At 67.8% G+C, this 26606-nt stretch carries 25 protein-coding genes; 18 read left to right on the plus strand and 7 right to left on the minus strand.

All coding sequences use genetic code 11. The annotated features are described in order from the left end of the window. Positions 1-164 precede the first annotated feature (164 nt). Both nucS and ON32_RS04810 read left to right on the plus strand, forming a co-directional pair. Complete coding sequence (gene nucS / locus ON32_RS04805) at positions 165-848, plus strand: endonuclease NucS (RefSeq protein WP_040788959.1); 684 nt, start codon at positions 165-167, stop codon at positions 846-848. Positions 849-858: 10 nt separating this feature from the next. Then, a complete protein-coding gene (locus ON32_RS04810) occupies positions 859-1170 on the plus strand; it encodes an Rv1322 family protein (RefSeq protein ID WP_040788961.1) in 312 nt (103 codons plus the stop codon). A 431-nt stretch (positions 1171-1601) separates the two neighbouring features. On the opposite strand, the gene ON32_RS04815 is transcribed toward ON32_RS04810, so the two are convergent. Continuing rightward, positions 1602-2615 carry a coiled-coil domain-containing protein gene (locus ON32_RS04815; RefSeq protein WP_040788963.1) on the minus strand — a complete coding sequence of 338 codons (1014 nt, stop codon included), beginning with the start codon at positions 2613-2615 and terminating at the stop codon, positions 1602-1604. Between the two features lie 86 nt (positions 2616-2701). After that, positions 2702-3175, minus strand: a complete 474-nt coding sequence (mce, locus tag ON32_RS04820; RefSeq protein ID WP_040788965.1) for a methylmalonyl-CoA epimerase — start codon at positions 3173-3175, stop codon at positions 2702-2704. A gap of 187 nt (positions 3176-3362) precedes the next feature. On the opposite strand from mce, the gene ON32_RS04825 reads away from it, so the two are divergent. From ON32_RS04825 to ON32_RS04835, 3 genes are all read left to right on the plus strand, one after another. Beyond that, the gene (locus tag ON32_RS04825; protein ID WP_040788967.1) at positions 3363-4550 is read left to right on the plus strand and encodes an acetyl-CoA C-acetyltransferase; all 1188 of its coding nucleotides are present in this window, start codon (positions 3363-3365) and stop codon (positions 4548-4550) included. 49 nt (positions 4551-4599) lie between these two features. Next, positions 4600-4992 (plus strand): DUF3817 domain-containing protein, encoded by a 393-nt coding sequence (locus tag ON32_RS04830; RefSeq protein WP_040788970.1) that lies wholly within the window; start codon positions 4600-4602, stop codon positions 4990-4992. Between the two features lie 61 nt (positions 4993-5053). Next, complete coding sequence (locus tag ON32_RS04835; RefSeq protein WP_040788971.1) at positions 5054-5890, plus strand: tetratricopeptide repeat protein; 837 nt, start codon at positions 5054-5056, stop codon at positions 5888-5890. A gap of 65 nt (positions 5891-5955) precedes the next feature. Here ON32_RS04835 and glgB read toward each other — a convergent pair whose 3' ends face one another. After that, positions 5956-8151, minus strand: a complete 2196-nt coding sequence (glgB, locus tag ON32_RS04840) for a 1,4-alpha-glucan branching protein GlgB (RefSeq protein WP_051132866.1) — start codon at positions 8149-8151, stop codon at positions 5956-5958. A gap of 220 nt (positions 8152-8371) precedes the next feature. Beyond that, positions 8372-10372 carry an alpha-1,4-glucan--maltose-1-phosphate maltosyltransferase gene (locus ON32_RS04845; RefSeq protein ID WP_040788973.1) on the minus strand — a complete coding sequence of 667 codons (2001 nt, stop codon included), beginning with the start codon at positions 10370-10372 and terminating at the stop codon, positions 8372-8374. A 304-nt stretch (positions 10373-10676) separates the two neighbouring features. On the opposite strand from ON32_RS04845, the gene glgP reads away from it, so the two are divergent. The 3 genes from glgP to ON32_RS04860 all read left to right on the plus strand — a co-directional run bounded on the left by glgP (position 10677) and on the right by ON32_RS04860 (position 15405). Further along, positions 10677-13220, plus strand: a complete 2544-nt coding sequence (gene glgP / locus ON32_RS04850; RefSeq protein ID WP_040788976.1) for an alpha-glucan family phosphorylase — start codon at positions 10677-10679, stop codon at positions 13218-13220. Positions 13221-13373: 153 nt separating this feature from the next. Then, positions 13374-14720 (plus strand): NCS2 family permease, encoded by a 1347-nt coding sequence (locus ON32_RS04855; protein WP_040788978.1) that lies wholly within the window; start codon positions 13374-13376, stop codon positions 14718-14720. 154 nt (positions 14721-14874) lie between these two features. Beyond that, a complete protein-coding gene (locus tag ON32_RS04860) occupies positions 14875-15405 on the plus strand; it encodes a DoxX family protein (protein ID WP_040788980.1) in 531 nt (176 codons plus the stop codon). A 30-nt stretch (positions 15406-15435) separates the two neighbouring features. On the opposite strand, the gene ON32_RS04865 is transcribed toward ON32_RS04860, so the two are convergent. The 3 genes from ON32_RS04865 to ON32_RS04875 form a co-directional block, all read right to left on the minus strand. Then, the gene (locus tag ON32_RS04865; protein WP_040788983.1) at positions 15436-17487 is read right to left on the minus strand and encodes an ATP-dependent DNA helicase; all 2052 of its coding nucleotides are present in this window, start codon (positions 17485-17487) and stop codon (positions 15436-15438) included. A gap of 64 nt (positions 17488-17551) precedes the next feature. Further along, positions 17552-18112 (minus strand): nicotinamidase, encoded by a 561-nt coding sequence (locus ON32_RS04870; protein WP_040788985.1) that lies wholly within the window; start codon positions 18110-18112, stop codon positions 17552-17554. A gap of 144 nt (positions 18113-18256) precedes the next feature. Beyond that, positions 18257-19567 carry a nicotinate phosphoribosyltransferase gene (locus tag ON32_RS04875; protein WP_040788986.1) on the minus strand — a complete coding sequence of 437 codons (1311 nt, stop codon included), beginning with the start codon at positions 19565-19567 and terminating at the stop codon, positions 18257-18259. A gap of 159 nt (positions 19568-19726) precedes the next feature. On the opposite strand from ON32_RS04875, the gene clpS reads away from it, so the two are divergent. The 10 genes from clpS to ON32_RS04925 form a co-directional block, all read left to right on the plus strand. Beyond that, a complete protein-coding gene (clpS, locus tag ON32_RS04880) occupies positions 19727-20101 on the plus strand; it encodes an ATP-dependent Clp protease adapter ClpS (protein WP_040789004.1) in 375 nt (124 codons plus the stop codon). Between the two features lie 21 nt (positions 20102-20122). Next, positions 20123-20692 (plus strand): oxidative stress transcriptional regulator AosR, encoded by a 570-nt coding sequence (aosR, locus tag ON32_RS04885; protein ID WP_040788988.1) that lies wholly within the window; start codon positions 20123-20125, stop codon positions 20690-20692. Beyond that, complete coding sequence (locus tag ON32_RS04890) at positions 20689-21753, plus strand: P1 family peptidase (RefSeq protein WP_040788990.1); 1065 nt, start codon at positions 20689-20691, stop codon at positions 21751-21753. The genes aosR and ON32_RS04890 overlap by 4 nt, the downstream gene beginning before the upstream one ends. 171 nt (positions 21754-21924) lie before the next feature. After that, the gene (locus ON32_RS04895) at positions 21925-22347 is read left to right on the plus strand and encodes a M67 family metallopeptidase (RefSeq protein WP_040788992.1); all 423 of its coding nucleotides are present in this window, start codon (positions 21925-21927) and stop codon (positions 22345-22347) included. Between the two features lie 43 nt (positions 22348-22390). Then, positions 22391-22684, plus strand: coding sequence for a MoaD/ThiS family protein (locus tag ON32_RS04900; protein WP_040788994.1), 294 nt, complete (start codon positions 22391-22393; stop codon positions 22682-22684). Positions 22685-22691: 7 nt separating this feature from the next. After that, positions 22692-23654 (plus strand): PLP-dependent cysteine synthase family protein, encoded by a 963-nt coding sequence (locus tag ON32_RS04905; RefSeq protein WP_040788996.1) that lies wholly within the window; start codon positions 22692-22694, stop codon positions 23652-23654. A 149-nt stretch (positions 23655-23803) separates the two neighbouring features. After that, complete coding sequence (locus tag ON32_RS04910; RefSeq protein WP_083874031.1) at positions 23804-24529, plus strand: rhomboid family intramembrane serine protease; 726 nt, start codon at positions 23804-23806, stop codon at positions 24527-24529. A gap of 69 nt (positions 24530-24598) precedes the next feature. After that, positions 24599-25363, plus strand: coding sequence for a cyclic nucleotide-degrading phosphodiesterase (locus ON32_RS04915; RefSeq protein WP_083874032.1), 765 nt, complete (start codon positions 24599-24601; stop codon positions 25361-25363). Between the two features lie 53 nt (positions 25364-25416). After that, entirely contained in the window at positions 25417-26190 is a 774-nt protein-coding gene (gene rph / locus ON32_RS04920) for a ribonuclease PH (RefSeq protein WP_040789008.1), read from the plus strand. After that, a partial coding sequence (locus ON32_RS04925; protein ID WP_040789000.1) for a non-canonical purine NTP pyrophosphatase occupies positions 26190-26606 on the plus strand: 417 nt, incomplete at its 3' end. The genes rph and ON32_RS04925, both read left to right, overlap by 1 nt.

A 26606-nucleotide genomic window follows, 5' to 3' on the forward strand; every position in this document is an offset into this window, starting at 1 on the left:
TCGAGGGGCCCATATCAATGGGCCCCTCGAGGCGTTTTCGGAGCATTGTGTTTCGGTTGCTCGAAATACGATGCGTTGTGGGGTTTTTCCGTTTCTGTCGGTGGGGCACAGCGTATTGCCCGGCCGGATGAGCGACTTTCGGGGCAGGGCCTAGACTTTCCCGGGTGCGCCTTGTGATAGCTCGCTGTCAGGTCGACTACGTCGGGCGATTGACCGCCCATCTGCCCATGGCCCGCAGACTGCTCATGATGAAAGCGGACGGCTCGGTGCTGGTGCATTCCGACGGCGGCTCCTACAAGCCGTTGAACTGGATGAGTCCACCGTGCTGGTTGACCGAATCCGCCGCGGACGGCGCCGACGAGGCGGAACGGCTGTGGGTGGTCACCAACAAGGCCGGTGAGGAGCTGCGGATCCGGGTCGCGGAGATCGAGCATGATACGACTCATGAACTCGGGGTGGATCCGGGGCTGGTGAAGGATGGGGTGGAGGCGCATCTGCAGGAGCTGCTGGCCGAGCACGTGCAGACCCTCGGACCCGGTTACACCCTGATTCGCCGGGAGTACATGACGGCCATCGGGCCCGTCGATCTGCTGTGCCGGGACGCCGAGGGCGCCACCGTGGCGGTGGAGATCAAACGGCGGGGCGAGATCGACGGCGTCGAACAACTCACCCGCTATCTGGAGTTGCTCAATCGCGATCCGCTGTTGGCGCCGGTGTCCGGGGTCTTCGCGGCCCAGCAGATCAAACCGCAGGCGCGCACTCTCGCCGAGGATCGGGGGATCCGCTGTCTGGTTCTCGATTACGACGCCCTACGCGGCACCGAGAGCAACGAATTCCGTCTCTTCTAGACTTGGGTATATGCCCCGCCGAAAACCACGCTCTCCGCGCAGTCATAAGCGTATGGCGCGGTCGCATGGCGGGCTGTCCGGTGATGTGTTCGGGCAGATCGAGACCGGGCCCGACGGGGTGGAGCCCTACCACGTCCGCACCGTGCCGGGCGCGCGTGCGGTGAAGGTCTACCGCTGCCCCGGTTGTGATCACGAGATCTCGCCCGGTGTCGCGCATGTGGTCGCCTGGGCGGTCGACGGGGACGCGGACGATCGCCGGCACTGGCACCGCGGTTGTTGGAACGGTCGGCGCACCCGGGGGATCACACGACGCTGGTGGTGACGGCCGGCGGTCGGGAGTGGCAGCGTGGTTCCGGCTACCGGCGACCGTCCGAGGTTTCCAGGGGCCGTGTCGGCCGAGCCGAATCCCACGCCGGGGAAGCCGCCGGAGAATGCTCGTTCCGGAGGATGTGCGGGACGATCGTGAATTCGTGCGGTCGCATGGAGAGAGCCCTGCCGTTCGACACTCTTGCCGTCCGTGTTTCGGATCGGTGGAGCGAATTCGGTGTATTCGACAGATGAGCCGTCGAGGATTCGTCCCGGGCGCGCCGGCGGCTCATTTCATGGTGCCGGCGATTCGTTTGTGAACCATGGGCGAATCGCGTTCCGGGAGTTGGGAGGACAACGCTCGGTGGGATCCGGATATGGGAAAGGCCGCCCCTATAGGGGCGGCCTTTGGTGTATTACGTGTCGTCGTTCGACCCCGACGACGGGTCAGTTACCGATATTTGCGCTCTCACGCTCTTTTTCGATGAACTCGGTCTCGTCCTCGGACGAACCTTCGGCGATGGCCTTCTGGTTCGATCCGGTGACGGACTTGGTGCCGTTGCCGTTTCCGATGGACTTGCGCGGTTCTTCCGGCACACCGTCGAGCAGTTCGCTCTCCCGGTTGACCGCCGCCAGCATGGCGGGCACCGAATCGAGCTGGCCGCGAATACCCAGCAGCTGGGCCAGGACCCGGCCGCGCAGCACTCGCATCTCCTCGGCCAGTTCCTTGGCGTGCGCGATCTTGCGCTCCGCGGTCTGGGTGGCGGAGGTGATGAGGCGGTTGGCCTCGTCGGTGGCGTCCTTGATGCGCTGGGCGGCCTCGGCGCGGCTGGTGGCCTCGAGCTCTTCCATGGCGCGGGTGAGCTTGTTGCGGCGTTCGGCCATGGTGGCCTCGAACTCCTGCTGGGCGGCCTTGCGCTTGGCCTCGGACTCCTTGGTGAGCCGATCGGCCTCGGCCTGGGCGGCTTCGACGATCTTCGCGGACTCGGTACGGGCCTTGGCGATGGTCTGCTCGTATTCGACCTCGAGCGCTTCGCGCTTTTCTTTGGTCTCCGCCAGCAGCGATTCGTACTTGCCGCGCATCTCCGCGGCCTGCTGTTCGGCGATGGACACCATTTCGGCGGCCTCGGCCTGCGCGAGCGCGCGCACCTCGGACGCCTCGTCGGAGGCCAGACGCAGCATGCGGGAGATGCGGTCGCTCATGCCCTCCGCGGTGGTCGGCGGCACGGACAGCCGGTCGACCTCCTTACGGAGTTCATCGATTTCGTCGCGGGCATCCTCCAGTTGGGCCGCGAGATTACGGGCCTGGGCCGCCGCCGCGTCACGGTCGGTGGCGGTGACTCTCAGTTCGGCATCGAAACGGTCGAAATAATTGCGCACCTCGTCGGGCGCATAACCCTTGCGCACAATGGTGAAGGGCAGTGCAACGAAGCGATTGCGATCGGACTCGGGTGACGACATGGGCAACAAACTACAGCCTATGAACCGAAGATGGTGACTCGACCGGGAATGTTATCGACTCGACTCCGTCGAATCCGATCACGGTACTAGTGCGTAACATTCGGATTCGGTTCGAGGATCTCCACCAGCACACCGCCGGCATCCTTCGGGTGAACGAAGTTGATCCGGGAGTCGGCAGTGCCGCGACGTGGGGAATCGTAGAGCAATCGGAGGCCGCGACCACGGAGAAACGCCGAAACCGCCTCGATATCGGTGACCCGGTAGGCCAACTGCTGCAGTCCCGGGCCGTTGCGATCGATGAACTTCGCGATGGTGGATGTTTCGTCAAGGGGGGCCAGCAACTGTAGAGCAGTCGAGTCGTCGTCGGCGGCCGGACAGGACAGCATGGCCTCCTGTACGCCTTGTTCCTCGTTGACTTCGCGGTGGGTTTCCACCATGCCGAGATTTTCGGCGTACCAGGCCACGGCGGCGTCCAGATCGGGTACGGCGATACCGACGTGGTCGACGGCGACAACGTAGTCGGCGGGGATGAATTCGGATGACGGGGTAGCGGTGCTCACCCTTCGAAAGTAGCGCGTATCGATGTGTTCGTGGTGGGTGCCGTCCCGTTTCGCGACAAACCGAGGGCGGCTGCCCTCAAATATTCGTCGGTGATCTGCGGATACCTCTACTCAGGGTTGTGACAGCCACAAGCTACCGTGGAGTAGATCCTCGACGAGGGTGGCTTTCGAGAATGCGAGGCTTGTCGTGACCAACTCCGTGATCGTCTCCGGTGCGCGTACCCCGGTCGGCCGCCTGTTGGGCGGCCTGAAGGATTTCAGTGGCTCGGATCTGGGCGGTTTCGCGATCAAAGCGGCGCTGGAGAAGGGTGGGGTCCGGCCCGATCAGGTCGACTACGTGATCATGGGTCAGGTGTTGACCGCGGGCGCGGGGCAGATCCCGGCCCGACAGGCGGCGGTGGCGGCCGGTATCCCCATGGATGTGCCCGCGCTCACCGTGAACAAGGTGTGCCTGTCCGGTATCAACGCCATCGCGTTGGCGGATCAGTTGATCCGCGCCGGTGAATACGAGGTCGTGGTGGCGGGTGGCCAGGAATCGATGAGCCGGGCCCCGCATCTGTTGGAGAAGAGCCGCACGGGCTTCAAATACGGTGATGTGACCCTGCGCGACCATATGGCCTACGACGGCCTGCACGATGTGTTCACCGATCAGGCGATGGGGTTGCTGACCGAACAGCGCAACGACGCCGATCCGATCTCCCGAGAGGACCAGGACGCCTTCGCCGCCGCCTCGCATCAGCGTGCTGCCGCGGCGTGGAAGAACGGTCTGTTCGACGACGAGGTGGTGCCGGTGGAGGTGCCGCAGCGCAAGGGTGATCCGGTCGTGGTGCGCACCGACGAGGGCATCCGCGCCGACACCACTGTCGAATCACTGGCCAAACTGCGGCCCTCGTTCCGTCCCGACGGCACCGTCACCGCAGGCTCTGCATCGCAGATCTCCGATGGCGCCGCGGCGGTTGTGGTGATGAGCAAGGCCAAGGCCGAGGAACTGGAGTTGGACTGGATTGCCGAGATCGGCCCCGCCGGCGTGGTGGCCGGACCGGATTCGACTCTGCAGGACCAGCCCGCCAATGCCATTGCCAAGGCCTGCGCCAAGGCCGGTATCGCACCGACCGAACTGGATCTGGTGGAGATCAACGAGGCGTTCGCGGCGGTGGGGATCGCCTCCACCCGGAAGTTGGGGATCGATCCGGAGAAGGTGAACGTCAACGGCGGTGCCATTGCGATCGGACATCCGCTCGGTATGTCCGGGGCCCGGATCGTGCTGCATCTGGCGCTGGAGCTGAAGCGGCGCGGCGGTGGTGTCGGCGCGGCGGCGCTGTGTGGCGGTGGTGGTCAGGGCGATGCGCTGATCCTGCGTGTGCCGTCGGCCTGAGAACGGGTGTGACGCTTTCAACTACGCATTGTCGTAGTTGTTGGGCAGAATGATCACCATGGGCAATGTCTTCGACCTGAGCACCGTCGCCAAGAGGTTTCGTCTCGTCGCGTTCCTGGAGGCGGTGTCATGGTTCTTCCTGATCATCGGCATGGTGTGCAAACGGCTTCCCGACCCGGTGGTCTGGCCGGTGAAGGTGTTCGGGGTGACCCACGGGGCGGCTTTCGTGGCCTTCGCGTTGATCGCCCTGCTCGCCTGGCGGGAGCTGGAATGGAACACGAAGACATTGCTGTTGGCCTTGGCGTCGAGCGTGCCTCCGTTCTGCACGGTGGTGTTCGAGATCTGGGCGGTGCGCACCGGGAAACTGGGCGAGCTGAGCGCAGCCGGTGCCGTCGAACCGGAAACGGCCGCGGGTGCCGCGTCGGCCACGGTTTCGGCGTGACACACTAGATGTCGTGACTCGACCAGCAGCTCGCCGACCTTCGCCAGCCGTTGCCGCCGCCATGTCCGGGGCGGTGGATCTGTCCGGTCTGAAACAGCCGCCCTCCGGTTCCGCCGGCGGTGACCACGCGGTCACCGAGGCGGATTTCGAAACCAAGGTGCTGCGCCGCTCCATGCAGGTGCCGGTGGTGGTGGCGCTGTACTCACAGCGCAGTCCCGGCAGTGTCGAGCTGGTCCGGCTGCTGGAGCGGCTGGTCGGCGAATCGAACGGCACCTGGGATCTGGCCGCCGTCGAGGCCGAGAGCAATATGCGGATCGCGCAGGCCTTCGGCGTGCAGGGAATCCCCACCGTCATCGCGGTGGCCGCCGGGCAGCCGCTCGCCGATTTCCAGGGCGCCCAGCCCGAACCACAGGTGCGGCAGTGGTTGGCCGCGGTGGTGCAGGCCGTGGAGGGCAAGCTCGAAGGCGGTGGACAACCGCAGGAGCGGACCGATCCGCGGATCGCCGCCGCCGAGGCCCTGCTCGAACAGGGTGATCTTGCCGGCGCGGCCTCTGCCTACGAGGCCATCCTGGCCGCGGAACCGGGCAATGCCGACGCCAAGGCCGCGTTGCGGCAGGTGCAGTTCCTGCAGCGGGCCCAGAAACTACCCGAGACCGCCATCGCCACCGCGGACGCGGACCCGGCGAATGTGGATGCCGCGCTCGACGCCGCCGATGTGGAGCTGTTCCAGCAGCGTCCGGAAGCAGCGTTCGACCGTCTCATCGCGGTTGTCAAACGTACCTCCGGTGACGAGCGCACCAAGGCGCGCACCCGGTTGCTGGAACTGTTCGAACTGTTCGACCAGAAGGAACCGTTCGTCGTCGCCGCCCGGCGCAAACTCGCCGCAGCGCTGTACTGACGGCCTCACCCGGCGGTACCGCCGGGTGAGGTTTTCGTCTGTGCTTGCGGTCGCTCGGAAGTCGCTCAGCGGGATTCGGGCCCGGAGATGTTCTCTTCGCCCACGGGATCGCTCGGGGCGAGCCATACCGCGCTGAGCGGGCCCAGGGCCACGACCGCGGAGTGCGGGTGACCCTGCCACGGTTGGGGTTCGGTGTGGACGCCGTGGGGGTTGACGGTGCCGGTTCCGCCGTAGGAGACGGCGTCGGTGTTGAGGAGTTCGACCCAGTGGCCGGGGCGGGGCAGGCCGATGCGGTAGTCGGGGTGGGGCGCGCCGGAGAAGTTGAAGAGGCAGGCGACGACGGAGCCGTCGGTGCCGTGCCGGAGGAAGGCCAATGTATTGGCGGCGCGGTCGTCGGCCTCGATCCAGGAATGGCCGCCCGGGGTGGTGTCGCGGCTCCACAGCGCCGGATGCGCCCGGTAGACGGTGTTCAGATCGCGCACCAGGGTGTGCACCCCGTGGTGGAGGGGGTTGTCGAGTTCGTACCAGTCCAGACCACGCTCGTGCGACCATTCCCGGTACTGGCCGAACTCCTGGCCCATGAACAGCAGTTGTTTGCCCGGATGGGCCCACATGTAGGCGAGTAGGACGCGCACCCCGCACGCCTTGTCGAATTCGTCGCCGGGCATACGGGTCCACAGGGTGCCCTTGCCGTGCACCACCTCGTCGTGGCTGATGGGCAGCAGATAGTGCTCGCTCCAGGCGTAGGTGTGGGAGAAGGTGATCTCGTTGTGGTGCCAGGTGCGGTGGGCGGGGTCGCGACCCAGATACCCGAGGGTGTCGTGCATCCAGCCCATATTCCATTTCAGGGAGAAACCCAGCCCGCCCACTTCGGGGGTGCGGGTGACGCCGGGCCAGGTGGTGGATTCCTCGGCGATGATCGATATGCCGGGGTGGCGGTGGCGCAGGCCCTCGTTGAGTTCGGTGAGGAAATCGACGGCCGCCAGATTTTCCCGACCGCCGTGGAGGTTGGGTTCCCACTCGCCGGGTGGGCGGGAGTAGTCCAGGTAGAGCATGGAGGCGACGGCGTCGACGCGTAGGCCGTCGAGGTGGAATTCCTCGATCCAGTAGTGGGCGTTGGCGATCAGGAAGTTGCGGACCTCGTTGCGGCCGTAGTCGAAGATGTAGGTGCCCCAGTCGGGGTGTTCGCCGCGGCGCGGGTCGGGGTGTTCGTAGAGGGGGGTGCCGTCGAAGCGGGCCAGTGCCCAGTCGTCGCGGGGGAAATGCGCGGGCACCCAGTCGAGGATGACGCCGATGCCCTGAGCGTGCAGATGGTCGACGAAGGCGCGGAAATCGTCGGGGGCGCCGTAGCGGGCGGTCGGCGCATAGTAGGAGGTGACCTGATAGCCCCAGGAACCGCCGAACGGGTGCTCGGCGATGGGGAGTAGCTCGACATGGGTGAATCCGAGTTCCCGGACGTAGTCGGCGAGTTCCTCCGCCAGCCGCCGATAGTCGAGCCCGGGACGCCACGTGCCGGCGTGGACCTCGTAGATGCTCATCGGGGCACGGGCGGGGTCGGTGCGGGCGCGGGCGGCGAGCCATTCGTGATCGGTCCACTCGAAGGAGCTTTCGGTGATCACGGACGCGGTGGCGGGTGGGATTTCGGTGGCGAAGGCCAGGGGGTCGGCGTGGTCGGTGGTGCGGCCGTCGGCGCCGTGGATGCGGTATTTGTAGCGGTGGCCCGGTGCGGCGCCGGGGACGAAGAGCTCCCAGACACCGGAGCCGCCCAGGGATCGCATGGGATAGGTGTCACCGTGCCAGTCGTCGAAATCGCCGAAGACGGTGACCCCACGCGCGTTCGGGGCCCAGACCGCGAACGAGGTTCCGATGACCTCGCCGTCGAGGGTGGTGTAGCGGCGGGGGTGGGCGCCGAGGACCTGCCACAGGCGTTGGTGGGTGCCCTCGCCGATCAGGTGTATATCCAGTTCGCCGAGGGTGGGCAGGAAACGGTATCCATCGGCGGCGACGATTGTCCGGCCGTCCGGGTGGGTGGTGATCACCCGGTAGTCCATCAGGTCCGGATAGGGCAGAACCGCGGTGAACACTCCGTGCTCGAGCGGTTCGAGGCGGTGCTCGACATCGCCGACGCGCACCGACACCGTTTCCGCTCGGGGCCGCAGTATCCGCACCACCGTGCCCTCGGGATGCGGATGCGCCCCCAACACCGTATGGGGGTCCGGATGCGTGCCCGCGGCGAGTAACAGCAGGTCTCGACGCTTCACCGCCGTTCCTCACCGGTGGTCGACGCGCCGCCGTTCCTCGGTTCGGGTGCGATGTGCCCCGAGATCGGGCCGATGGTGTGGTGATGTCGTGGGCGCAGGAGCGGCCCGGTGTTCCGGAGGGGCGTTGCGCCGTCGCGGGTTCGGACCGAATGTGGTGTCGGCGCGCCAGGGAATTCCGAGGGCGCGAGGATTGCGATCCGTGAGGTCGCAGGCGGTGCCGTCAACCCCACCTCCGGTACGCGAGCTCGGCACGACGGTGATGCGGTACCGGAGGGAGCGCGATGATGTGCGCGACCGCGCGGGTCGGGTCGAGTCGCACGTAGTTCGATTGCGCCCAGTGGTATTCCTCTCCGCTGATCTCGTCGTGCACCACCGGACGGTCGTGCCATTCCCGGCCGATGGCGGGCAGGTCGAGGGAGAGCATGCCGTCCTCGGCGGAGAACGGGTTGAGGTTCACCACCACGAGGACGGCGTCGCCGGTGGCAGGGTCGATTTTCGAGTAGGCCAGCAGCGCGTCGTTGTCGACGTGGTGGAAGTGCAGACAGCGCAGTTGCCGCAGGGCGGGGTGGTTGCGGCGGATTTCGTTGAGCCGGGTTATCCACGGTTCCAAGGATTCGCCGCGGGCCCGGGCCTCGGCGAACGGTCGGGGGCGCAGTTCGTATTTCTCCGAGTTCAGATACTCTTCGCTGCCCGGACGCACGGCCTGGTATTCGAACAGTTCGAAACCTGAGTACATCCCCCAGGTGGGGCTGAGGGTGGCGGCCAGAACCGCGCGGATGGCGAACATGCCCGGACCGCCGTGTTGCAGGCTCTCGTGCAGGATGTCGGGGGTGTTGACGAACAGGTTGGGACGTGCCTCGTCGGCCTTGGCGACCAGTTCCCGACCGAATTCGGTGAGCTCCCATTTGTGGACCCGCCAGGTGAAATAGGTGTAGGACTGGCCGAATCCGCGTCGGGCCAGCCCATAGAGCCGGGCGGGGTGGGTGAAGGCCTCGGACAGGAAGATCACGTCCGGGTCGGTGCGGTGCACGGCGGCGATCAGCCATTCCCAGAAGTCCGGGGGTTTGGTGTGTGGGTTGTCGACCCGGAAGATCTTCACCCCCAATCGGATCCAGTGCCGGACCACGCGCAGCACCTCGGCGTACAGGCCGTCGGGGTCGTTGTCGAAGTCGAGGGGATAGATGTCCTGGTATTTCTTCGGCGGATTCTCCGCGTAGGCGATGGTGCCGTCGGGGAGGGTGGTGAACCATTCCGGGTGTTCCCGCACCCACGGATGGTCCGGGGCGCATTGGAGGGCCAGATCCAGGGCCACCTCGAGGCCCAGTCGTTCGGCGGCGGCGACGAAATCGACGAAATCGGCCTCGGTGCCCAGTTGCGGGTGGATGGCGTCGTGGCCGCCCTCGGCCGAGCCGATGGCCCAAGGGGAGCCGACATCGTCGGGTTCGGCGGTGAGGGCGTTGTTGCGGCCTTTGCGGTTCACCGTGCCGATGGGGTGGATCGGGGGCAGATACACCACGTCGAAGCCCATGGCGGCGATTCGCGGCAGCGCCGCGGCGGCGGTGGCGAAGGTGCCGTGCACCGGGCGTCCGTTGGCGTCCCATCCGCCGGTGGAGCGGGGGAAGAACTCGTACCAGGACCCGAACAGCGCGCGGGTGCGTTCGACGTGGACGGTGTGCCGGGGGCCGCGGGTCACCTTGTCGCGCAGTGGTGCGGTGCGCAGGATTTCGGCGACGTCGTCGGCGAAGGCGGGCGCTACTCGGGCGGGGAGTCGATCGTCGCTGCGCAGCGCCGCCGCGACCGCCCGCAGACGTTCGAACTGTTTTTTCGGCACCGCCAGCGCTGCCCGTTCGAACAGACGCGCCCCGATCTCCAGGTCGTTGGCCAGATCCGGGGCGGTCTGCCCCACCGCCAGCTTCGCCTCCACCGCGGCCCGCCAGGTGGCGATCGGGTCGCTCCAGCCCTCGATGCGGAACTCCCATCGCCCGACGGTCGTGGGAGTGAAGGTGGCGTGGAAGACGTCGGGTTCGTATCCGGGGCTCATCCGGATACGGGTTGCCCGGGACGAGCCGGGCGCGCGAACCGCCAGGGTGGCGCCGATCACGCCGTGCCCTTCACCCCACACCACGGCGCGTACCGGGAAGACCTCACCCACGACGGCCTTGGCCGGCCGGCCTCCGGGGATGTGGGGGGCGGTGTCATCGATGGCGATGCGGCCGGTCACGCGACAACCGTACCGGCGGTGGGGCGTGGTCCGGTGGGGACTCCGGGGTCGGAGGCCGGTGAGCTCCGACACGGTTTCGTGCCGGAGTAGGGGTGGCGGTTCGTTCGGTGGTGGAGCGCGGCGGCGGGTGATCCGGTGGGCGGGGGTGAAGCGACGGCGATGATCCGATGGTGGCGGGATAGGTGGTGCCGACCAGGAGTTTCGGTGCTTCGCACGGGGTGCGCGGTCCGGTTCACCGGTTTTTGTCGCGACTGTTGTGGAGGCGGCGCGGACCGTGCACGGGACATGCCTTAGGGTTCGGCTGGTGAAGGCACTGCGTCGGTTCACCGTCCGCGCCCATCTGCCCGAACGTCTGACGGCGTTGGGTGAGTTGTCGACCAATCTGCGCTGGTCCTGGCATGGCCCGACCCAGGATGTGTTCGCCGAGCTCGACCCCGGGTTGTGGCGGGAGGTCGGGCACGATCCGGTGCGGATGTTGGGGCAGGTGCCGCGGGAGCGGCTGGAGGAGCTCGCCGCCGATCCCGGCTACCTGGAGCGGGTGGATGCGGTGGCGGCCGATCTGCGGGCCTATCTGACGCGGCCGATCGAACCCGCCGAGGAGTGGGGCGGGGTGCGGGGGATCGCCTACTTCTCGATGGAGTTCGGGGTCAGCGAGGTGCTGCCCAACTATTCGGGTGGGTTGGGAATTCTGGCCGGTGATCATCTCAAGGCCGCCTCGGATCTGGGGCTGCCGCTGATCGGGGTGGGGCTGTTGTACCGGTCGGGGTATTTCCGGCAGTCGCTCACCGCGGACGGGTGGCAGGCCGAACACTATCCGGCGCTGGAGCCGCAGACGCTGCCGTTGCGGTTGTTGACCGTGGACAACGCACCGGTGCTGGTGCACGTCGCGATGCCGCACCGGCGGGTGTTGCGGGCCCGGGTGTGGATTGCGCAGGTCGGACGGGTGCCGCTGTTGTTGTTGGATTCGGATATCGCCGACAACGATCCGGATCTGCGCGCGGTGACCGACCGGCTCTACGGCGGCGACCAGCACCATCGCATCGAACAGGAGATTCTCGCCGGGATCGGCGGGGTGCGCGCGGTTCGCGCCTATACGGCGGTGATGGGGTTGCCCGATCCGGATGTGTTCCACATGAACGAGGGGCACGCGGGGTTTCTGGGGTTGGAGCGTATGCGCGAATACATTGCGCGCGGCGCCGATATCGATACCGCGTTGGCGGCGGTGCGGGCCGGGACGGTGTTCACCACGCACACCCCGGTGCCCGCCGGGATCGACCGGTTCCCGGTGTCGCTCGTGCACCACTACTTCGGCGGCGGACACGGTGAGGCGGAGTCGGCGCTGCTGCCGGGGATTCCGGTGGACCGGATCGTCGCGTTGGGGCGGGAAGCGGATCCGGCGGTTTTCAATATGGCGCATATGGGGTTGCGGCTCGCGCAGCGCGCCAATGGGGTCTCCCGATTGCACGGTGAGGTGAGCCGGTCGATGTTCGCTTCGTTGTGGCCGGGGTTCGATGCGGCGGAGGTGCCGATCGGTTCGATCACCAATGGGGTGCACGCGCCGACCTGGGCCGCCCGGGAATGGTTCGAGGAGGTCGATACCGCGGACTGCGCGTCGATCTGGGCGCGGCTGGGTGATCTGGAACCGGAACGGTTGTGGGCGATCCGCGACGGTCTGCGCGCCGGTCTGGTGGCGGAGGTGCGGCGCAGGTTGCGCGCGTCCTGGTTGCAGCGGGGTGCGGCGGCGGCCGAACTGGGTTGGGTGGACGAGGTTTTCGATCCGAATGTGTTGACGATCGGTTTCGCCCGTCGGGTACCGACCTACAAGCGGCTCACCCTCATGTTGCGCGATCCGCGGCGGTTGCGGGCGTTGCTGTTGGACGAGCGGCGGCCGATCCAACTGGTGGTGGCCGGTAAGAGCCATCCCGCCGACGAGGGTGGGAAGGCGTTGATCCAGCAGGTGGTCCGGTTCGCCGACGACCCGGAGGTCCGGCACCGGATCGTTTTCCTACCCGATTACGACATGTCCATGGCCCGCCACCTGTACTGGGGTTGTGATGTGTGGTTGAACAACCCTCTGCGCCCCTTGGAGGCCTGTGGGACGTCGGGGATGAAATCGGCGCTCAACGGCGGATTGAACCTATCCATCCGGGACGGCTGGTGGGACGAGATGTTCGACGGCGCGAACGGGTGGGCGATTCCCAGCGCCGACGGTGTCGTCGACGAGCACCGTCGCGACGATCTGGAGGCGGCGGCCCTCTACGACCTCGTGGAACGCACCGTCGCCCCGCGTTTCTACGAGCGTGACGAGCGTGGTGTTCCGGTGCGTTGGGTGGAGATGGTGCGCCATACCCTGCGCACCCTCGGCCCGCGGGTACCGGCCGATCGGATGGTGCGCGAATACGCCGCCGAGTACTACGCGCCGACCGCCGCGGCGTGCCGCCGGGCGGTGGCGGACGAGTTCCGGGGCGCGCGGTCCCTCGCGGAGTATCGGCGGAAGGTGGAGACCGCCTGGCCCGGGGTGCAGGTGGTGCGGGTCGATACGGCCGGTTTGTCGGATACGCCGGTGATCGGGGCGGTGATGACGGTGACGGCCCGGGTGGATCTGGCGGGTCTGGCACCGGACGAGGTGACCGTGCAGACGGTGTTGGGGCGGGTGTCGGCCGATGACGAGCTGTCCGATATCAGCACCGTCGTCATGGCGCACACCGGGTCGGAGTCCGGGGTGCACCTGTTCACGGTCGAGACCCCGGTGCCGCTGTCGGGTGCGGTCGGTTACACCGTGCGGGTGCTACCGCGACACGAGCTGCTGTCCTCTCCGGCCGAGTTCGGGCTGGTGGTGAACGCCTGACCGTCCTCGCCGGGACGGTTACCGCGCGGCTACGACCACGTTGCCCGACGCATGGGGCGGGTTCCTTTCGGTTACGGTCACCAGGAGTTCGTTCGCGATATCCGACGGGAGGGCCATGGCCACCGATCTGTTGACCACGCCTCGAGGTGCCCGTTGACCGGGGTTCGGAGCGGGATCGATTCCTTTTTCGGTCTCGCTCGCCAGGGTTCGACCGTCGGACGCGAGGTGATGGCGGGCACGATCACCTTCCTGGCCATGTGTTATGTGCTGGCGGTGAACCCGTCCGTTCTCGGTGATCAGGGGGCGTTGGGGGAGCGGGGCATCCCCATGCAGGCGGTTTTCACCGCGACGGCGGTGGCGGCGGTGTTCGGCACCCTGGTGATGGGGTTGTGGGCGCGGTATCCGATCGCGCTCGCACCCGGTATGGGCCTGAACGCGTTCTTCGCGTATGCGGTGGTGCTGGGGATGGGGATCGACTGGGAGGTGGCCCTGGCGGGCACCCTGCTATCGGGCATCGTGTTCTTCGTGCTCGCGGTGACCAAGGTCCGGGAGCGGATTCTCGATGCCATCCCGTTGCAGATGAAGTTGGCGGTCGCCGCGGGGATCGGTCTGTTCGTCGCGTTCCTGGGGCTCGAGAGCGCCGGGATCGTGGTCGCCGACGAGGCCACGCTGGTGACCCTCGGCGATTTCACCGAGGGCACCACTCTGCTGGCGTTGTTCGGTCTGATCGTGACGGTGGTGTTCCTGTCGTTGGGCTGGCACGGCGCGGTGCTGTACGGCATCGTGCTGACCGCCGTGGTGGGGATGGTCTTCGGGTTGGTCGAGCTGCCCGACGGTATCGCCGCGCTGCCGCGGGGGCTGGATCAGACCTTCGGTCAGGCCGTGGTCCATCTGCCGGACGCCTTCACCGGGCAGATGGCGATCGTGGTGTTGACCATGCTGTTCGTCGATTTCTTCGACGCGTCGGGGACGCTTATCGGTATCGCCAATCAGGCGGGCCTGCTGGATCGGGACGGAAAGTTGCCGCGGGCGGCGAGTGCATTGGCGGCGGATTCGGTGGGAACCATGGCGGGCGCGGTGATCGGCACGTCCACCACCACCGCCTATGTGGAGTCGACGGCGGGTGTGTCCGCGGGTGGGCGCACCGGGTTGACGGCGGTCACCACGGCGGGTTGGTTCGCGCTCGCCCTGTTCTGTTACCCGCTGTTCGCGGTGGTCGCGGCGGCGGGTGCGGTGACCGCGCCGGCCCTGATCGTGGTGGGGGTGTTGATGTCGCGATCGTTGGGGTCGATCGAATGGAATCGGTTGGAGTACGCGATTCCGGCCTTTCTCACCATCGTGGTGATGCCGTTGACGTATTCCATCGCCAATGGTCTGGCCCTGGGTTTGGTGTTCTACCCGATCGTCATGACCGCCCGGGGCCGGGGTCGGGAGGTGCATCCCGTCATGTGGGTCCTGGTGGCGGTGTTCTGCGGATATTTCTTCTTCCTGGCGGAGTAGTCGAGCGACGCGGGATAGTCGAGCGGCGCGGGATAGTCGAGCGACGCGGAATAGTCGCGTCCGCAGTAGGGTTACCAACGACGAGGAAATCGGACCAGAGTCCGTTTGTTGTCCTCGCTAAGGATTTCGGCCTGATGAGGGTAAGGGGTAATCCATGACCGCCAATACGACCGTCGGACGGACGCGCACCTCGACCACCACTTCCGCGGATATCGGTCTGCTCGTACTCCGTGTGGTGTTCGGCGGTCTGCTCGCCGGACACGGCTCCCAGAAACTCTTCGGCTGGTTCGACGGCCCCGGACTCGAGGCCAACAACGCCGGCTTCGAACAGATGGGCTACAACCCCGGCGACCTCTTCGGCACGCTGGCCGGGCTGAGCGAATTCGTCGGCGGTCTCCTGCTGCTGGCGGGTCTGCTGTCCCCGCTCGCCGCGGCGATCGTGCTCGGCACCACGGTCAACATCGTCAACCAGACCTGGAGCGGCGGACTGCTCACCGGCGAGGGCTATGAGATGGGCCTGCTCTACGCCGCCGCCGCGTTCACCGTCGCCTGCACCGGACCGGGTCGGTTGTCGCTCGACTTCAACCGGCCGTGGGTGCGGGGCGGATACCCTTGGGCGGCCGGCGCGATCGTGCTCGGCGTCGTTTCGGGCGTGTTCGTGCTGATACTCAAAGCGGTGCTGTGACCCGAGCGGCGCGGTGACGCGCACGGGCCGTCACCCGCGGATGGCCGCCGCGGTGAGTCGGCGCAGCGCGCTGGTGACGACGTCCGGATCGGTGGTCTCCCAGTAGGGCGGCAGCGAGGCGCGCAGATAACCGCCGTAGCGGGCGGTGGCCAGCCGGGGGTCGAGGATGGCGACCACACCGCGATCATCGACGCTGCGCAGCAGCCGGCCGGTGCCCTGGGCCAGGAGCAACGCGGCGTGGCTTGCGGCGACGGAGAGGAATCCGTTGCCGCCACGGGCCTCGACAGCGCGTTGCCGGGCGGCCAGCAGCGGGTCGTCGGGGCGGGGGAAGGGAATGCGATCCAGGATCACCAGGCTCAACGAGGGACCGGGAACATCCACGCCCTGCCACAACGAGAGCGTGCCGAACAGCGACGTTTCCGGATCGTCGGCGAACTTCTGCACCAGCGCGCCGGTGGAATCGTCACCCTGACACAGCACGGGGGTGTCCAGCCGTTCGCGCAGCGCCTCGGTCGCGGCCTTCGCCGCGCGCATGGAGGAGAACAGGCTGAGGGTGCGCCCACCGGCGGCGGTGATGAGGCGTTCGATCTCGTCCAGGTAGGCCGGCGGCAGACCGTCCCGCCCGGGAGTGGGCAGATGTTTGGCGACATACAGGATCCCGGACCGGGCATGGTCGAACGGTGACCCGACATCCAGCGAGGTCCACCGCACCGTCTCCCCGTCCGACGGGGCCTCGGCGCCATTGGCGGTCGCGGTATCGGGCCGCCCGCTCGATTGCGGCGGCAGACCCCAGGTGGTGGCCAGACCGTCGAACGAGCCGCCGATCTGCAAGGTGGCGGAGGTGAGGATCACGGTGGAGCCGCCGAACAGTCGGCCGCGCAGCAGACCACCCACCGACAGCGGTGCCATACGCAATGTGCGCCGGGTGACACCGCGAACGTCCTCGGCGGACAACCACACCACATCGGTGCGTTCGGACGGATCGGGCCCGTCGAAGGCGGCGAGGGCGCGCACCGCGCTGTCGTGCACCTCTTCCACCGCGGCCAGGGCCAGATTGCGTCCCGCCGCAGCGTCCGGATCGCTGCCCGGCGGGGTGGCGCCCTGCGGGTTGAGCGCGGTGCGGGCGTTCCAGGCCGCGTCGCGGATGAGTGCCAGCGTTCGGTCGACCCCGTCGGGCAGGCTGTCCCAGCGTCCGGGGGGAAGCTCGTCGAGGGCGGTGTGCCAGGCCTCCGCGGCCGCCTCCAGTCGATCGACCTCCCGTTCGTCGATCAATTTGACGCAGCGGCGGGCCGCGGTGCCGATGGCGGTGGTGGACAGTTCGGCGGTGGCCACCCCGGTCACCCGGTCGACCAGTTCGTGGGCCTCGTCCACCACGACCACATCGTGTTCGGGCAGGATCTGGACACCGCTGATGGCGTCGATGGCCAGCAGCGCGTGATTGGTGACGACGATATCGGCGTGCGCGGCCTCGACCCGGGCGCGTTCGGCGAAACAGTCCTCCCCGAACGAGCAACGGCTCTTACCCAGACATTCCCGCGAGGAGACACTCACCTGTCGCCACGCCCGATCGGTGACCCCGGGGGTGAGTTCGTCACGGTCGCCGGTCTCGGTCTCGGAGGCCCATTCGTTGAGCCGCTTCACCTCGCGCCCCAGCCGGGAGATCGCGAACGCGTCGAACAATTCGACCTCGGCCGGTTCGTCCGGGACCGCGCTGTTGATCTTGTTCAGACACAGGTAGTTGTTGCGCCCCTTCAGAATCGCGAACTCCGGGGTCCGCCCGAGCGGCCCGCTCAATGCCTCGGCCAGTCGCGGCAGATCCCGATCGACCAGCTGACGCTGGAGGGCGATGGTCGCAGTCGAGACCACCACGGTGCGTCCGGTGCGCACCGCGTGCCGCAGGCTCGGCACCAGATACGCCAACGATTTCCCGGTCCCCGTACCCGCCTGCACGGCCAGGTGTTCCTTGGTGTCGATGGCATGGTCGACGGCCGCGGCCATGGTCATCTGACCTGGTCGTTCCTTACCGCCCAGCGCGGATACTGCGGTCGCCAACAGCTCGGAGACGGGCGGTAATTCGGGCACCCGGGCAGCCTACTGCGCCACCCCGACAGCCGCACGCACGGCCGCGAAATCCGATTCGTCGCCGTCACGCCTCCGGCGCGAGTTCCACGCCCGCCTGCCGCATCCGCCGCACCGCGGCTTCGACCGTGGTGGGGGAGACGCCCGCGGTCAGCCCGAGCAACACCCGGGTGTCGAATCCGGCCGCCCGCGCGTCCAATGCGGTGGCCCGCACACAGTGGTCGGTGGCGATCCCCACCACGTCGACCGCGCCGATCCCTCGTGCTCGCAGCCAATCCGCCAAACCGGTACCGTCGGCCGCGACCCCCTCGAAACCCGAATAGGCCGCCGAATATTCGCCTTTGGAGAACACCTCCTGCACGGGCGCGGTATCGAGGTTCGGATGGAACTCCGCGCCCGGGGTGCCGACCCGGCAGTGCGGGGGCCAGCTGTCGACATAGTCGGGCTCGTCGGAGAAGTGCGCCCCGGGGTCGATGTGGTGGTCGCGGGTGGCCACCACCGCGTCGTAGTCGTGGGTACGCAGGTGGTCGCTGATCCGGCGGGCCACCTCGGCACCGCCTGTCACGGCGAGCGAACCTCCTTCACAGAAATCGTTCTGCACATCCACCACGATCAGTGCGCGTTTCATGACCGTCCTCCTGATGGGAGCTCCAGCACCCCGGTCCACCGACGGGCGCGCCGAGCGACCCTGTTTCTCGTCACCAGTGTGCTATGCCCGACGGAACCAGGACCCGACGGAACCAGGACCCGATGGGATCAGGAGCCGACGGGATCAGGAGAGGAACGTGGTGGGTACGGCGGGATCGCCCGCGGACAGTTTCAGCCCCTCCCACGGCAAACTGATCAGCCCGCGCCGCACCAGTTCCCGCGACTCGGTCAGCGACGGTCGCTCGAGCATCTCGCCCTTGCGCACCAGCGGCACCTGGAGATCGCGCACCACGAAACCGTTCGGAGCCGGTCGCGGTGCGGTCGCCGGATAGACGATCTCCTCGACGATCGTCCCGGTATCGCGGGCCACCCGGACCGCCCGTTTGGTTCCGCCGCGTGATTCCTTGTGACTGGACCGCTTCGCCACCGGCAGCCCCTCCACCTCCACCAGCTTGTACACCATGCCCGCGGTCGGCGCCCCCGACCCGGTGACCAACGCGGTGCCCACCCCGTAGGCGTCCACCGGCTCGGCCCGCAAGGCGGCGATGGCGTATTCGTCGAGGTCGCCGGAGACCACGATCCGCGTCGACGTCGCGCCCAGTTCGTCGAGCTGTCGGCGCACCTGACGCGCCAACACGCCCAGATCCCCGGAGTCGATCCGGACCCCACCCAGTTGCGGCCCGGCGACCTCGATCGCCGTCGCCACCCCACGGGTGATGTCGAAGGTGTCCACCAGCAGGGTCGTGTCGGTGCCGAGCGTGGCGACCTGGCTGCGGAACGCGGCCGCCTCGTGCTCCCCGTCCGGGCCGCTGTGCACCAGGGTGAACGCGTGTGCGCTGGTGCCCGCGCCGGGAATCCCGAATCGACGCACCGCCTCCAGGTTCGAGGTGGCGTCGAAACCGGCCAGATAGGCGGCGCGGGACGCGGCGGGCGCCGCGTATTCGTGGGTGCGCCGGGAACCCATTTCGATCAACCGCCGGCCGTCCGCCGCGCTCACCATGCGCGCCGCCGCGGATGCGATGGCGCTGTCGTGATTGAGCACCGACAGCACCAGTGTTTCCAGCACCACGCATTCGGCGAAACTGCCGCGCACCGACAGGATGGGCGATCCCGGGAAATACAGTTCGCCTTCGGGATAGCCGTCGATATCCCCGGAGAACCGATAGTCGCGCAACCAATCCAGGGTGGTGGTGTCGAGGAAATTCGCGACGGTTTCGAGTTCTTGTTCGCCGAATCGGAAATCCCGCAGCGCGTCGAGCAGCCGTCCGATGCCGGCGACCACACCATAGCGACGTCCGTTCGGCAGCCGGCGGGCGAATACCTCGAAGGTGCAGGTGCACTGCGCGGAGCCGTCGGCCAGTGCGGCGGCCAGCATGGTCAGTTCGTACTGGTCGGTGAGTAGAGCGGTGCTGGTCGCGGGGGCGTGGGGTGACACGCTGTCACTCTAGACAGCCCATCCGATATGCCGGTGTTCCCACGGGCCCAGGTGGGGTTCGCGCCGAATTCCATCGCATTCACCAGGCGTTACGGTCAACGGACGGACTCGATCATCCTCGGGTGTTGTGTATCGGGGGCCGCGTCGTACCCTGGGCATATGGCCTTGTGCAAGACAGCACCCCGCTATCGGACGGATGAGGTCCGCGCCGGCATCGCCGTCGACGCCACCCTGTCCTCGGCAGGCGCGGCACAGGCGACACCGGAGGCGGTCGAGTACACCGAGATCCTGGAGGCCGAGGACCGCCCCTGGGTAACCGTCGTCTGGGACGATCCGGTCAACCTCATGCACTATGTCGCGTATATCTTCCAGAAGCTGTTCGGGTACAGCAAAGCCAAGGCGACCGAGTTGATGCTCAAGGTGCACAACGAGGGCAAGGCGGTCGTCTCCTCCGGATCGCGGGACAAGATGGAACAAGATGTGCGCCGGCTGCACGCCGCCGGGTTGTGGGCGACCATGCAACGAGACGACTGAGCGAACGGTTACCGTAGCGTCGTGCGTAAGTGGAGCCGGAAGAACTCGCTGAGCGGTCTCAAGCTGCGGTCGGAAATGGACGCACGCGAGGCCGGTGTCCTGCGGGCCCTGGTGGGCGCGGTCACCGGCCTGTTGAGCGAGCGCGCCGCATCGGCTCCGGACGACGAGTTGGCGGCGCTCACCGGTCTGCGCACCGGTAACACCACCCCGCCGGACGATCCGCGGTTACGCCGGCTGCTGCCCGATTTCCACCACGCCGAACCGGGTTCGCCCGACGCCGAACGCGCCGACCTCAACAGCGCCCTGCGCAGCCTGCACGAACCGGAGATCATCGACGCGAAACTCGCCGCCGGCGCGGTGGTGTTGGAGACCGTGCCCGCCGAGGGCGGCCGGGTGATCCTCACCCCCGAACAGGCCGACGCCTGGTTGACCGCGCTCACCGATGTGCGGTTGGCGCTCGGTGCGGTTCTCGAGATCGACGCCGACACTCCCGATCATCTCGATCCCAGCGATCCCCGCGCCCCGCATCTGGACGTCTATCACTGGCTGACCTGGATGCAGGACTCTCTCCTGCAAGCGCTGGCCCCGTGACCGCAGGCGCGCCGGGCCCGCGCAACGCGATCACCGATGTGCCCGGGCTGCTCGTCGGTCACCATCATGTGCTCGATCCGGAGGTCGAATACGGTCGCGGCGCTGCCACCGGTTGCACGGTTGTCCGGGCGCCCGGTGGGGCGGTGGCGTCGGTGGATGTGCGCGGGGGCGGTCCCGGGACGCGGGAAACCGATCTGCTCGACCCCGCCAATACCGTGCGCCGGGTGAACGCCATTCTGCTGTCCGGGGGCAGTGCGTACGGTCTGGCGGCCGCCGACGGGGTGATGCGGCTGCTGGAGGAACATCACGAGGGCATTCCGATGGACCCGGCCGATCCCGCCGCGGTGGTGCCCATCGTGCCCGGCGCGGTGATCTTCGATCTCCCGGTGGGGGACTGGGGTATTCGCCCGACCGCCGAATTCGGTTATCGGGCCGCCGAATCCGCCGCCGCCGACTTCGAACGCGGATGCGTGGGCGCGGGGGTGGCCGCGCGGGCCGGTTCGATCAAGGGCGGGATCGGTAGTGCGAGTGTGGTGTTCGCCGATGGCCCGGCCGCCGGGGTCACCGTGGGCGCGTTGCTCGTGGTCAACAGTGTCGGGTCGGTGTTCGATCCGCGCACCGGTGTGCCGTGGGGTGTGGGCACCGACGGCCCCGACTTCTTCGGTGTGCGTCCGGCCGATCCGGAGCGGCTCGCCGCCGCGAACGCGCTACCGGTGAAGGGCACCGTACTCAACACCACCATCGGCGTGATCGCCACCGACGCGCCGCTGGACCCGGTCGCCTGCCGCCGGCTTGCCACCACCGGTCACGACGGTTTGGCCCGCGCGGTGCGTCCGGCGCATTCTCCGTTGGACGGGGACACGCTCTTCGCCCTGGCCACCGGCACCGCGACACCCCCGGCCCCGGACCCGCTGCCGCCGGCCTTCCCACCCGACCTGTCATTGCTGGATCAGCTGTGCACGGCCGCGGCGGTCTGTGTGGAGCGGGCGATCGTCGACGCCATCCGCTGCGCCCACACGGTGGCCGGTATCCCCGCCTATTCCGATCTGTTCCCCGGGTGACGACTGCGCGAACGGCCTCGAACGAACCGGGTGACACACCCCACGAAAATCCCGACCGGTCGGTCTCGAGTGGAGGCAGCTGCGGGCCCTCGGGAATAGCCGCATAAGCTGACTCGTTGTCGGCAATATCGGGTCGGCGACGGCCGAGTAGTTACGTGGAAGGGTTCGATTGTGCTCGTGATCAGGGCCGACCTCGTCGATGCCATGGTGGCGCACGCGCGCGCCGATCATCCCGACGAAGCCTGCGGCATCATCGCCGGTCCCGAGGGGTCGGACCGCCCGGAGCGTTTCGTGGCCATGATCAACGCCGAACGTTCCCCCACCTTCTACCGCTTCGACTCGGGCGAGCAGCTGCGGGTGTGGCGCGAGATGGAGGCCGCCGACGAGGAGCCGGTGGTGATCTATCACTCGCACACCGCCACCGAGGCCTACCCCAGCCGCACCGATATCTCCTACGCCTCCGAACCCAACGCACACTATGTGCTGATCTCCACCCGCGACCCGGAACGCCACGAACTGCGCAGCTACCGGATCGTCGAGGGCGAGGTCACCGAGGAACCGGTGGAGATCGTCGCCGCCTATGAAACCGTCTGAAACCGTCCGATAACCCGACGAGCCGCAGAACCGAGGAGTACCCATGTCGGTGACCGTGTCCATCCCGACCATCATGCGCACCCACACCGGAGGTGAGAAGCGGGTCGAAGCCAAGGGCGCGACCCTCGCCGCGGTGATCGAGGACCTGGAGGCCAATCACCCGGGTCTGGCCGAACGGCTGCTCAAGGACGGCAAGCTCAACCGGTTCGTCAACATCTACGTCGATGACGAGGACGTCCGCTTCTCCGGCGGTCTCGACACCGAGGTCGCCGAGGGCGCGAACGTCACCATCCTGCCCGCCGTCGCGGGTGGCGCGTCGACCCACGTCGACGTCTGACGGGCCCGTGGCACGCTACGAATCCCTCATCGCGACCCTGGGCGACACCCCCCTGGTCGGGCTGCGCAACCTCTCCCCCCGCTGGGAGGGGGACAACCACGTGCGGTTGTGGGCCAAATTGGAGGACCGCAACCCCACCGGGTCGATCAAGGACCGGCCGGCCCTGCGCATGATCGAGCAGGCCGAAGCCGACGGCGTTCTGCGCCCCGGCTGCACGATCCTGGAGCCGACCAGCGGAAACACCGGTATCTCGCTTGCCATGGCGGCCAAACTCAAGGGCTACCGGCTGGTGTGCGTAATGCCGGAGAACACCTCGGTGGAACGACGCCAACTGCTCACCATGTACGGCGCCGAGATCATCGACTCACCCGCCGCCGGCGGCTCCAACCAGGCGGTGGCCCGGGCCAAGGAGATCGCGGCCCAAAATCCCGACTGGGTGATGCTGTACCAGTACGGCAACCCCGCCAACGCCCTGGCCCACTACGAGACCACCGGCCCGGAGATCCTGGCGGACCTGCCGGAGATCACCCATTTCGTGGCCGGTCTCGGCACCACCGGAACCCTCATGGGCACCGGACGCTTCCTGCGGGAGAAGGTGCCCGATATCCAGATCGTGGCCGCCGAGCCGCGCTACGGCGAACTCGTCTACGGTCTGCGCAACCTCGACGAGGGCTTCATTCCCGAACTCTACGACGAAACGGTGCTGACCGGCCGTTTCTCCGTGGGACCGTACGACGCGGTGAAACGCACTCGGGAACTGGTGCTCGAGGAGGGCATCTTCGCCGGTATCTCCACCGGAGCCATCCTGCACGCCGCGCTCGGGGCGGCCCGCAAGGCGGAACGGGCCGGCACCCGCGCCGATATCGCGTTCGTCGTCGCCGACGGCGGCTGGAAATATCTGTCCACCGGCGCCTACGACGGGACACTGGAGGAAGCCGAGGAACGCCTCGAAGGCCAGCTCTGGGCCTGATCCTGGTTCGGCGCCCCTCCCGGGTGGGGGTGTGCGGTCGAGTGGCCCGGCGCATACTCGCGGCCGAAACGCCCGGACCGTCGGTACCCTCGTAAGCAGCGTGCCCGTGCGGGCTTCCGGCGCGGGCCGGCGCGAGGAGGTGGAGCACCATGACCGGTGGCGCAGGCCTGGGCGCCTCGTTCGATCCCGATCGTTTCGCCGCGGCCCGCGGCCGACCCGGCGGCATCCCACCCGCGCCGAACGCCTCACGCCGACCCGGCGGATTCACCGCCGGCCGGCAGTGGGCCCGCGCGGGGTTGATCGTCCTCGGTTTCGTCGTCGTGTTGTACGTGATCGAGTTCGTGGACGGGCTCACCGAATACAACCGCCTCGACCGCACCCTCGGTATCGAACCGCGCGAGACCGACGGCCTCGACGGCATAGTCTTCGCGCCGCTGCTGCACGGTGGTTGGGACCATCTCGCCGGCAATACCTTCCCGGTGCTGATCCTCGGTTTCCTCGCCCTGGCCGCCGGACTCGCCCGCGGCCTGGCCGCCACCGCCATCATCTGGGTGGTGGGAGGGGTGGGCACCTGGCTCACCGGTGCAACCGGCTCCATCCATATCGGCGCCTCCGTCCTCGTCTTCGGTTGGCTCACCTACCTCATCTCCCGTGGGTGGTTCGCCCGCAAGGCCGGCCAGATCGTCCTCGGTCTGGTGGTGCTGCTGCTCTACGGTTCGCTGCTGTGGGGTGTGTTGCCCGGACAGGACGGAATCTCATGGCAGGGGCATCTATTCGGTGCCATGGGTGGACTGTTGGCCGGTTGGGTACTCTCCGGGAATGAACGTCGACATCGTGGTCACGCGAATGCCGGCCCCATCGTTTCACCCCGGTGATCGCGCGGTCGGCCGCGTTTTTCGGGGGATGGGCGGATGAGTGAGACAGCAGCGTGGCAGCATGGGGGGATGCGCCTTACCGTCCTCGGGTGCTCGGGCAGTGTGTCCGGCCCGGACTCCCCGGCGTCGGGATACTTGCTGACCGGCCCGGATATGTCGCCGATCGTCATCGATTTCGGCCCCGGTGTTCTCGGAGCGCTACAGCGCTACGCCGATCCCGGAGAGGTTTCGATCTTCCTGACACACCTGCACGCCGACCACTGCCTGGACCTGCCGGGTCTGCTGGTGTGGCGTCGCTACCACCCCACCCCGCCGGTCGGTCGGGCCATCGTCCGCGGACCGTCCGACACCTCGCTGCGGATCGGCAACGCCTCCGCGGAGATCGGTGGCGAATGCGACGACTGGTCCGATGTGATCGATATGCGGCCGTGGGTGGAAGGAGAATCGGTCACCTTCGGTCCCGGCCACACCATCACGGCCCGTCGCATGTACCACCCGCCGGAGTCCTACGGGCTGCGGATCGTCACCGCCGCCGGCCGCACCTTCGTCTACACCGGTGACACCGCGGTCTGCCCGGCCGTCCACGAACTCGCCCAAGGCGCCGACATCCTCATGGCGGAAGCGTCCTGGACCCACGACCCGGCCAATCGTCCCGCCGGTGTGCACCTTTCGGGCACCGAGGCCGGCCGGATCGCCGCCGAGGCCGGGGTGAAGGAACTGTTGCTCACCCACATCCCGCCGTGGACATCCCGTGAGGATGTCATCGCCGAGGCGAAGGCCGAGTTCACCGGTCCGGTACATGCCGTGACCCCGGGCGAGACGTTCGAGCTCTGATCCTCGGTAACCCCGTGCGCGATTCGCCCAACCGCCCCCACTACGCTGGGCGCGTGTCGAGACGAGCCGATGGACGGGCGGACGACGAGCTCCGCGAGGTACGGATCACCCGAGGCTTCACCACACACCCGGCCGGTTCCGTGTTGGTGGAGTTCGGGCAGACCCGGGTGATGTGCACCGCCAGCATCACCGAAGGTGTCCCGGCCTGGCGCCGTGACACCGGCCTGGGCTGGCTCACCGCCGAATACGCCATGCTGCCCGCCGCCACCCACACCCGCAGCAGCCGCGAATCGGTGAAGGGTCGGATCGGCGGCCGCACCCAGGAGATCAGCCGCCTGGTGGGCCGCTCCCTCCGCGCCTGCATCGACCTGGCCGCCATCGGGGAGAACACCATCGCCATCGACTGCGATGTGCTCCAGGCCGACGGCGGCACCCGCACCGCCGCCATCACCGGCGCCTACGTGGCCCTGGCCGACGCGGTGACCTATCTCGGCGCGGCCGGCGCCCTCACCGACCCGCAACCCATCTCCTGCGCCATCGCCGCGGTGAGCGTCGGCGTGGTCGACGGCCGGGTGCGGCTGGACCTCCCCTACGAAGAGGACTCCCGCGCCGAGGTCGATATGAACGTGGTCGCCACCGACACCGGCACCCTGGTGGAGATCCAGGGCACCGGCGAAGGCGCCACCTTCCCCCGCTCCACCCTGGACAAACTCCTCGACGCCGCGCTGGCCGGCTGCGAGAAACTGTTCGAGGTGCAGCGGCAAGCGCTGGCGCTGCCGTACCCGGGTGTGTTGCCGGAACCGGTCGAATCGTCGAAGAAGAAGTAATGGCCCGACGGGTGCTGGTCGCCAGCCGCAACACCAAAAAACTGAACGAACTGCGCCGCATCCTCGCCGAGGCCGGGGTGGACGGCCTGGAGATCGTGGGCCTCGACGACGTCCCGGAATATCCGGAAGCACCGGAAACCGGGGCCACCTTCGAGGAGAACGCCCTGGCCAAGGCCCGTGACGGGGCGGCGGCCACCGGACTGGCGTGCGTGGCCGACGACTCCGGGCTCGAGGTGGACGCCCTCAATGGAATGCCCGGGGTGCTCTCGGCGCGCTGGGCCGGCCGCCACGGCGACGACGCCGCCAACAATGCGCTGCTGCTGGCCCAGCTCGCCGATGTGCCCGACGAGCGGCGCGGCGCGCGATTCGTCTCCGCCTGCGCATTGGTCGTTCCCGGTGGGGACGAGACGGTAGTG

Source organism: Nocardia paucivorans NBRC 100373, from assembly GCF_000308675.1.
In the GTDB taxonomy this organism is placed as follows: domain Bacteria; phylum Actinomycetota; class Actinomycetes; order Mycobacteriales; family Mycobacteriaceae; genus Nocardia; species Nocardia paucivorans.